We start from the raw sequence: 9,026 nt of genomic DNA on the forward strand, positions 1-9,026 counted from the left end.
GCCTGAGAGTGCGCTCTGGCGCACTCTCAGGCACACGCCGCGGCTAGGGGGGCATGCCGGCCGGCGTCACCGACGGCTCCGGACCGCTGCCAGTGCCGCGAACGCGACGAGCTCGACCCGCCCGGCCGCCACGGACAGCTCGGCGAAGTCGGCGCCGACCCTGGACACCCGCGCTTCGTGGACGCTGCCGTCGACGAGGTGGACCATGCACGGTTCAGCCGCTTCGCTGAGCCGACGGAGTGCGGAACCCAGCCCGAGCCGGGTGATCGGTGACCAGGCGACCTCGGGCACCGAGCGCGCCGAGGCACCACCCACCGATGCGACCGCCGACAACGGCACCACCCACTCGCTGCCGCCCGCGCTGAGCAGCAGCCAGCCCTTCGACACCCGGAGCAGCGTGCCGGCGAGCCGTCCGACGCCGAGGACACCCAGCGTCAGCTCCTCGTCGACCGACGCCATCAGCCGGCTCGCGAGCGTGATCGCGCCGTACTCGGCACGGGCCCGGTCCGCGAGCTCGGCGTCGCGCTCGGCGGCGTAGAGCGCCTCCGCCTGCTGCTCGAGGTCGTCGAGAACGGCGAACAGCTCCTCGTCCCAGCTCATGGCCCGCGAGCCTGCCACACAGGGCGGCAGCGTCGGCTCACCTGTGGACGACCGGTTGCGTATCGGCTCAAAACATCGTTGACTTCATCAAACGTAAGCAAACGGAAGGCTCTCGGGATGGAACGTGTGGCATCAGCGGGGCGGTGCCTCGCCGTATGGGCGACGGTCACCGCCGCGGCCGCCGCGCTCCTCCTCTGGTCCGTCCCTGCGGCCCCGACCCGGCCAGACTTCACGGGGTGGTTGGTGACGGGATGCGGGGTCGCGGCCGCGGCGTGCATCGGCTGGCTGTGGGCCCTCACCACCCTGGTGGTGCTCGAGGCGCTTCGCGGTGGACCGGGTGCTCACGCAACGGTGCCGCCCTTCGTACGACGGGTGGTGCTCGCCGCCTGCGGCATCACCCTCGCCGGCGGCCTGCTCGCCCCCGCCGAGGCGGGCGCGACGACGGACCCGGGACCCCGCCCCGCCACGACGGCCGCGTTGCTGGTCGGGCTGCCGGTCCCCGACCGGACCACCACCACGACCCAGTGGCTGGGACTGCTCGAGCGGCACACGGTCCGGCGCGTGCCGGCCGCGGCAGGATCGACCGTGCTCGTGGCGCCGGGCGACACGCTCTGGGGGCTCGCCGAGCGCACGCTCCCGCCCACGGCGGACGCCGCCGAGGTCGGGCGGCGCTGGCAGGAGATCTGGCACGCGAACCGGGACGTCGTGGGGGCGGACCCGGACCTGATCAGACCGGGCCAGCGTCTCGTCCTGCCCCAGCCGGCCCCGGGCGAGCTGTGAGAGGAGCACTCATGTCCGAGAAGTCGTCGTACCTTCGCGTGGTACCGCTGCGGCAGCCAGTGCCGGTGGCGACCGTGCAGGGCACGCTCGCGCTCGACCTGGAGGGGGCGAGCGAGCCGTACGAGCCACCGCTCAGCGCCGTACCGGACCCGACCCGTCCCGGCTGTCACGAGCTCGAGTCGTGGGCACCGCGGTTCGCGCAGGCTGCCGTGGAGATCGCAGGTGGCGACCGGCCGGTCTCGCAGCTGCTGCGCTGGACCTCGCCTGAGGTCTACGAGGATCTCGGCCGGCGCGCCCAGGTCGTCCGCTCGGCGGTGCTGCGCGACTCCACGTCCGCCCGGGTCCAGCAGGTGCGGCCGTTGGTGGAGAGCGCGCACACCTGCTGGCTGGACGAACGCGTGGCGGAGGTCAGCGTGCGGGTCCGGTACGGACGGCGGTCGCGCGCGCTGGCGATCCGGTTCGAGCAGCGCTCGGGGCGGTGGGTGGCCGTGGCGATGGAGTTCGCGTAGACCGGCGGGTCAGGAGAGCGCGCTGAGCAGGTTGGCGAGCATCGACCACAGCACGGTGTGCTCGGGGTCGTCCACCACCTGGTCCATGCCCGCGAGCTCGAGCATCACGTAACCGTGCAGCGCACTCCAGAACTGAGCTGCCACCGGGGCCGGGTCGCCGGGGCGCAGCCCGCCCGCGTCCTGCGCACGGGCGATCGCCGCCACCAGCTGCTCGAATGCTGCCCGCGACACCTCCTCGTCGGGACCGTCACCTCCGAGCCCACGGACGCTGACGGCCCCGAACATCACGCCGTAGAGGTGGCGGTTCGCCAGCGCGTTCTCACGGTAGGCGCCCGCCATCCGACGCAGGTCCGCCAGCGGGTCGGCGGTCAGGCCCACCGCGTCGACCCGGTCGATCAGCCGCCTGAAGCCCTCCGTCGCGACCTCGTCGACCACCGCCGACATCCGGCCGAAGTGGGTGTACACCGCCATGGTGGAGGTGCCCGCCCCGGCTGCCAGTCGCCGCACGGAGAGCGCGCTCGGGCCCTCCTCACCCAGGATCCGCGCCGCCTCCTCGATCAGTCGACGGCGGATCTCGGGCTGGTCCGTGGGGGCCGGGGAGCTCATGGTGGACAGTCTGTCATAACAGCGTTATGTTGAGGGAGCGATAACAGCGTTATCCGTACGCCGTCCCCAGGGAGAGGTCATGACGACCACCAGCTCAGCTCGCTCCACCACCACCACGAATCGCTACCTGCGCGACAACTTCGCGCCGGTCGCAGAGGAGCTCACCGCGACCGACCTCCCGATCACCGGCACCCTCCCCGCGCACCTCGACGGTCGCTACCTGCGGATCGGGCCCAACCCACTCGACGACCCCGGGGATCGGCACCACTGGTTCCTGGGCGAGGGCATGGTGCACGGAGTCCGACTCCGCGACGGCCGGGCGCAGTGGTACCGCAACCGTTGGGTGCGGTCTCGCTCGGTCGCCGAGACGCTCTGCGAGCCCGTGCGCGGCACCCCGGGTGCGCTGGACTTCCCCGCCAACACCAATGTGCTCGAGCACGCGGGGCGGACCCTCGCCCTGGTCGAGGCCGGGACCCCGCCGTACGAGCTCACCCACGACCTGGACACGGTCGGTCCGTGCGACTTCGGCGGCACCCTCCCGAGCGCTCCCGGCAAGCCCGGCTACTCCGCCCACCCGCACCGCGACCCGAGCACCGGGGAGCTGCACGCGGTGTCCTACACCTGGATGCGCGGCAACCGTGTGGCCTACTCCGTCCTCGGCACCGACGGCAGGATCAGGCGGAGCGTCGACATCGAGGTACATGGCAGCCCGATGATGCACGACTTCGCGCTCACCGAGCGGTACGCCGTGATCCTCGACCTCCCGGTCACCTTCGACATCGCGATGGCGACCGCGGACGTCCCACGCCCGATCCGACCGGTCGTGCGATCCGTCCTCAACCGGATCATCGGCCGCAACCCGGTGCCGGAGCCGCTCATCGCCGCGGTCGCACGCGGCAGCGGCGGCGGATCACCGGCGCTCCCCTACCGCTGGAACCCCGACTACCCGGCCCGGATCGGCCTGCTCCCACGCGACGCCGAGGGTGAGGCAGTCCGCTGGTTCGAGATCGACCCGTGCTACGTCTTCCACACCCTGAACGCGTACGACGACGACGACCGGGTCGTGGTCGACGTGGTGCGGCACCCGAAGATGTTCGAGACGGTGCTCAACGGTCCGGACGAGGGCCCGGCGACGATGACCCGGTTCACCCTCGACCTCACGACCGGGCGTGCCCACGGGAGCAGTCTCGACCAGCGGTCCCAGGAGTTCCCGCGCCACGACGAGCGCCTGACCGGCCGCCCCCACCGCTACGGGTGGGCCGTCGGCTTCGACGGCGGGGCCACCGGCGACACGGTCCTGCGGCACGACCTGGTCGCGGGAACGACCGAGAGCCGAAGCCTCGGCCGCGGCACCGAGGCGAGTGAGTTCTGCTTCGTGCCGGCCCCGGACGGCACCACGGAGGGCGACGGCGTGCTGATGGGATACGTCCACGACCGTGCCGAGGGCCGCAGCCACCTGCGGCTTCTGGACGCGGCCAGCCTCGAGGACGTCGCGTCCGTGCACCTGCCCGGCCGGGTGCCGGCCGGCTTCCACGGCAACTGGAGCGAGTAGTAGCGCCAGGTCAGCCGTTGGCGCGAGCCGTCAGTCCGGTCGGGCCGCCCGGTGCGCCGTGGCACTTCTTGAACTTCTTGCCCGAGCCGCAGGGGCACTCGGCGTTGCGGCCGACGCCGGCGTACGGGTCACCCTCGTTGGTGACAGTCGTGTGCGTGGCCGCGTTCTCCTCGCCGACGGCGCCGACGCCCTCCTCCGGGCCGGTGTACGTGAGGCGCTGCGGCTGCTTGGGACGCTCGAGCCCCTTGGCGTGGATGTGGGGAGCCTCGCGAGTCGCCGCGCCAGCCCCGGCAGGGGCGGGGGTGCCGAACGCCGGCACCTCCTGCTGCAGCGGCTCGACGACCTCGATCTCCTCCTCGCCCCCGTCGTCCTCGTCGTCCTCGTCGAGGGACACCTCGAGATTGAAGAGGAAGCCGACCGACTCCTCCTTGATGCCGTTCATCATCGCGGCGAACATGTCGAAGCCCTCGCGCTGGTACTCCACGAGCGGGTCGCGCTGGGAGTAGGCCCGCAGGTAGATGCCCTCGCGCAGGTAGTCCATCTCGTAGAGGTGCTCGCGCCACTTGCGGTCGAGCACCGACAGCACGACCCGACGCTCGAGCTCGCGCATCACCTCGTCGCCGACCTCCGCGACCCGGCGGTCGTACGCCGCCTGGGCGTCGGCCTGCAGGTCCTCGGTCAGCTGCTCGCGTGAGAGCCCCGGGCGGCCGCCGTGCTTCTCGACGTACGACGCCTGGTCGATCCCCATGTCGTAGAGCTGCCCGAGGGCGCTCCACAGCGCGTCGAGATCCCACTCCTCGGCGAGGTCTTCGGTCGTGGTCGCGACGTACCCGGCCACGACGTCGTCGATGAAGCCGCGCACCTGAGCCTCGAGGTCGGCGCCCTCGAGGACCTTGCGCCGCTCGCCGTAGATGACCTCACGCTGGCGGCTCATCACGTCGTCGTACTTCAGGACGTTCTTGCGCGACTCGAAGTTCTGCGACTCGACCTGGCCCTGCGCGTTGGCGATCGCGTTCGTGACGCGCTTGTTCTCGATCGGGACGTCGTCGGGGATCCGCATGACGGTCAGGATCCGGTCGACCCAGTCGGACTTGAAGAGTCGCATCAGCTCGTCCTGCAGCGACAGGTAGAACCGCGACTCCCCGGGGTCGCCCTGTCGGCCGGAGCGGCCGCGCAGCTGGTTGTCGATCCGGCGGGACTCGTGCCGCTCGGTGCCGATCACGTAGAGGCCGCCGAGGTCGCGGACCTCGTCGTGCTCGGCGGCGACCTGCCCCTTGACCCGCTCGACGGTCTCGGGCCACGCGGCGTCGTACTCCTCCGGGTTCTCGACCGGGTCGAGCCCCTGCTTGCGCAGCTCCTGGTCGGCGAGGAAGTCGACCGAGCCGCCGAGCATGATGTCGGTACCACGACCGGCCATGTTGGTGGCGACCGTGACCGCGCCCTTGTGGCCGGCCAGCGCGACGACCTTGGCCTCGTCCGCGTGCTGCTTGGCGTTGAGGACCGTGTGCGGGATGCCGCGCTGCTTCAGCTTGCTGGAGAGGTGCTCGGACTTCTCGACCGAGACCGTGCCGACCAGGATCGGCTGCCCCCGGCGGTTCCGCTCGGCGATGTCCTCCACCACAGCGTCGTACTTCGCCTCCTCGGTGCGGTAGACGAGGTCGGACTGGTCGATCCGGGCCATCGGCTTGTTGGTGGGGATGGGGACCACGCCGAGGCTGTAGATCTTGTCGAACTCGCTCGCCTCGGTCATGGCGGTACCGGTCATGCCGGAGAGCTTCTTGTACAGGCGGAAGTAGTTCTGGAGCGTGATCGTCGCGAGCGTCTGGTACTCCTCGCGGATCTCGACCCCCTCCTTGGCCTCGATCGCCTGGTGCAGGCCGTCGTTGTAGCGGCGACCCGAGAGGATCCGGCCGGTGTGCTCGTCGACGATGAGCACCTCGCCGTTCATGACGACGTACTCCTTGTCGTTGTGGAACAGCTCCTTGGCCTTGATCGAGTTGTGCATGAAGGAGATCAGCGGCGTGTTCACCGACTCGTACAGGTTCTCGATGCCGAGGTGGTCCTCGACCTTGGTGATGCCGGGCTCGAGCACGGAGATGGTGCGCTTCTTCTCGTCGACCTCGTAGTCGACGTCGCGCGTCAGCTTGGCTGCGATCTTGGAGAACTCGCCGTACCAACGGACCTCGTCCTGGGTCGGGCCACTGATGATCAACGGCGTCCGGGCCTCGTCGATCAGGATCGAGTCGACCTCGTCGACGATCGCGAAGTTGTGACCGCGCTGGACGCACTCCTCGAGGGAGCCGGCCATGTTGTCGCGCAGGTAGTCGAACCCGAGCTCGTTGTTGGTGCCGTAGGTGATGTCGCAGGCATAGGCTTCGCGGCGCTCCTCCTTCTTCATCTGCGGCAGGATGACGCCGGTGGTGAGGCCGAGGAAGTGGTGGATCCGGCCCATCCACTCCGCGTGGTACTTCGCCAGGTAGTCGTTGACGGTGACGATGTGGACGCCCTTGCCCTCCAGGGCGTTGAGGTACGCCGGCAGCGTCGCGACCAGCGTCTTGCCCTCACCGGTCTTCATCTCGGCGATGTTGCCCAGGTGCAGCGCCGCGCCACCCATGAGCTGCACGTCGAAGTGACGCTGACCGATGACCCGCTTGGCAGCCTCGCGCACCGTCGCGAACGCCTCGGGCATGATCTCGTCGAGCGTCTCACCATCGGCCAGCCGCGTCCGGAACTCGTCGGTCATGCCGCGGAGCTGGTCGTCGCTCATGGCGACGAAGTCGTCCTCGACGGCGTTGACGGCCTCCGCGACCGACTCGAGCTGGCGGAGGATCTTGCCCTCGCCGATGCGGAGGATCTTGTCGATGATGGCAGGCACTGGGGACTGACTCCTGGGTTGGTGCTGAGGGATGCGGCGTCTGGCGGCCGTGAAACGGCCGGACGGCCGTCGGCCATGCTACCCAGCGCTCGAAGCTTCGCTTGATTTCCCGTGGAGAAGCTCCGCGGTGAGTGGCCGGGCGAGGTCACCCCGGTCGGCGACCGTGACGTCGGACAGGCCCAGCCATCCCGCCAGCCGCCACAGCTCGGTGGCCAGCTCTCCGGCGGTCTCCGGCGGCGCCCCCTCCTCGGCGAAGGCACCCTGCACGAGGAGCCTCCCGCCGAGTCGGTCGGCCTTGAGGTCCACCCGGGCGACGATCCGGTCGCCGAGCAGGAACGGCAGCACGTAGTAGCCGTACTGGCGCTGTGGGGCGGGGACGTAGATCTCGATCCGGTAGAAGAAGTCGAAGAGCGTCTCGGTGCGGTCACGTCGCCACACCACCGGGTCGAACGGGCTGAGCAGGGTCCTCGCGCTGACCCTGCGGGGTCGGCGCGCGTCGACGTGGAGGTACGCCGGCTTGCGCCACCCCTCCACCGAGACCTGCTCCAGCTCGCCGGCCTCCACGAGCTCGGCGATCGCCTGCTGTGCGGACGGCTCCCCGTTCTTCCCGGGGACCGTGCGCATCCGGTAGTAGTCGGCGAAGCACGCCGCGGTACCGATCCCGTGCGAGCGCGCGGCCCGTCGGACCAGCTCCCGGCCGGACTCCTCGATGGTCGGGACCGGGTGCTCGAGCACGGCTCCGGGCAGCACCCGCTCCGGCACGTCGTAGCGGACCTCGAACTGGCTGTTGCGGCCCGCGATCGCGACGTCGCCGACGAGGAAGAGGTAGTCGAGGGCCTGCCGTGCCTCGGACCAGTTCCAGCCCCAGTTCTCCTTGCTACGCGGCCCGCTGAACTCGGCGTCGAGGTCGCGGGCGGTGACCGGACCACGCTCGCGCACGGCCGCCAGCACACCCTCCTCGAGCCCCTGGTGCGCGCTGAACCCCCACTTGCCGCGTTGGCGCCGGTAGTGGTCGCGGCGGAACTGCATGTAGGGCCACAGCTCGACCGGCATGAACGCCTGCACGTGCGCCCAGTACTCGACCACCCGGCGGCGGGTGCCGGTGCTGGCGCGCTCGAGGAGCCGGAGGTCGTAGGGACCCATCCGCGAGTACAGCGGCATCAGGTGCGCCCGGGCCAGCACGTTGACCGAGTCGACCTGGAGCACGCCGGTGCGCTCGAGGGTGCGCGCGAACGTGCGCATCGTGGGCGCCGAGTGAGCCGGGTCGAGGAACCCCTGCGCGGCGAGCGCGATCCGGCGTGCTTGGGCGCGACTGATCGATTGCGTCACGGGTAGCACTCAACCACGACGCGGTGACAGTCCCTGGGCCTCAGGGGAGGTCGAGGAGCTTCTCCTTGACGGCATACATGACGGCCTCCATGCGCGAGTGCAGCTGGAGCTTCTCGAGGATGTTGCGCACGTGGTTCTTGACGGTGTTCTCGCTGATCACCAGCTGCTTGGCGATCTCGCGGTTGTTCATGCCGGTCGCGACCAGGCGGAGCACCTCGAGCTCGCGGTCGGTGAGCCGCAGCCCGCCGCCGACGGCGCCCTTCTCGGGACGCGAGATCTGCTTGAACTCATCGATCAGCTTGACCGCCATCGACGGGCTGATCAGCGACTGACCCTCCGACACCACGCGGACCGCCTGCGCCACCTCCTCGATCGAGGAGTCCTTGAGGAGGTACCCGGACGCGCCGCTCTTCACAGCCTCGTAGAGGTCGGCCTCCTCGTCGGAGACGGTGAGCATGATGATCTTCGCGGACGGCACGCTCTCCTTGATCGCGAGACAGGCCTCGATGCCCGACCGCCGCGGCATGCGTACGTCGAGCAGCACCACGTCAGGCGCCACGGACTCGGCCAGGGTCGTGCCCTCGATCCCGTCGCCCGCCTCGCCGACCACGTCGATGCCGTCCTCGCTCGCGAGCAGCATCGTGAGTCCTCGGCGGAACAGCTCCTGGTCGTCCACCACCAGGACGCGTACCGGTTCGCTGCCGTCCCCACCGTTCGTCACGCCGGTCATCATGACACGACCTCTGTGGCCCGAGTGCCAGGTCGCCCCGTCACA

At 70.3% G+C, this 9,026-nt stretch carries 8 protein-coding genes; 3 read left to right on the plus strand and 5 right to left on the minus strand.

All coding sequences use genetic code 11. The annotated features are described in order from the left end of the window. Positions 1-66: 66 nt before the first annotated feature. Positions 67-600, minus strand: coding sequence for a hypothetical protein (locus VFZ39_RS14950; RefSeq protein WP_330866573.1), 534 nt, complete (start codon positions 598-600; stop codon positions 67-69). Between the two features lie 117 nt (positions 601-717). Between VFZ39_RS14950 and VFZ39_RS14955 the strand changes: the two genes are divergently transcribed. Further along, positions 718-1,380 carry a LysM peptidoglycan-binding domain-containing protein gene (locus VFZ39_RS14955; RefSeq protein ID WP_330866574.1) on the plus strand — a complete coding sequence of 221 codons (663 nt, stop codon included), beginning with the start codon at positions 718-720 and terminating at the stop codon, positions 1,378-1,380. 11 nt (positions 1,381-1,391) lie between these two features. Further along, entirely contained in the window at positions 1,392-1,889 is a 498-nt protein-coding gene (locus VFZ39_RS14960; RefSeq protein ID WP_330866575.1) for an Rv3235 family protein, read from the plus strand. A 9-nt stretch (positions 1,890-1,898) separates the two neighbouring features. On the opposite strand, the gene VFZ39_RS14965 is transcribed toward VFZ39_RS14960, so the two are convergent. After that, on the minus strand, positions 1,899-2,495 hold the full coding sequence (locus VFZ39_RS14965; RefSeq protein WP_330866576.1) for a TetR/AcrR family transcriptional regulator: 597 nt from the start codon (positions 2,493-2,495) through the stop codon (positions 1,899-1,901). Positions 2,496-2,574: 79 nt separating this feature from the next. Here VFZ39_RS14965 and VFZ39_RS14970 point away from each other — a divergent pair, with 79 nt between their 5' ends. Then, complete coding sequence (locus VFZ39_RS14970) at positions 2,575-4,047, plus strand: carotenoid oxygenase family protein (RefSeq protein WP_330866577.1); 1,473 nt, start codon at positions 2,575-2,577, stop codon at positions 4,045-4,047. A gap of 10 nt (positions 4,048-4,057) precedes the next feature. Here the strand turns inward: VFZ39_RS14970 and secA are convergent, their stop codons facing one another. From secA to VFZ39_RS14985, 3 genes are all read right to left on the minus strand, one after another. After that, entirely contained in the window at positions 4,058-6,922 is a 2,865-nt protein-coding gene (gene secA, locus VFZ39_RS14975) for a preprotein translocase subunit SecA (protein WP_330866578.1), read from the minus strand. A gap of 78 nt (positions 6,923-7,000) precedes the next feature. After that, positions 7,001-8,251: a winged helix-turn-helix domain-containing protein gene (locus VFZ39_RS14980; protein WP_330866579.1), complete on the minus strand. Its 1,251-nt coding sequence runs from the start codon at positions 8,249-8,251 to the stop codon at positions 7,001-7,003. Between the two features lie 40 nt (positions 8,252-8,291). Next, positions 8,292-8,981, minus strand: coding sequence for a response regulator (locus tag VFZ39_RS14985; protein ID WP_414690302.1), 690 nt, complete (start codon positions 8,979-8,981; stop codon positions 8,292-8,294). Positions 8,982-9,026: the final 45 nt, after the last annotated feature.

Source organism: Nocardioides sp., assembly GCF_036374615.1.
Lineage (GTDB): Bacteria > Actinomycetota > Actinomycetes > Propionibacteriales > Nocardioidaceae > Nocardioides.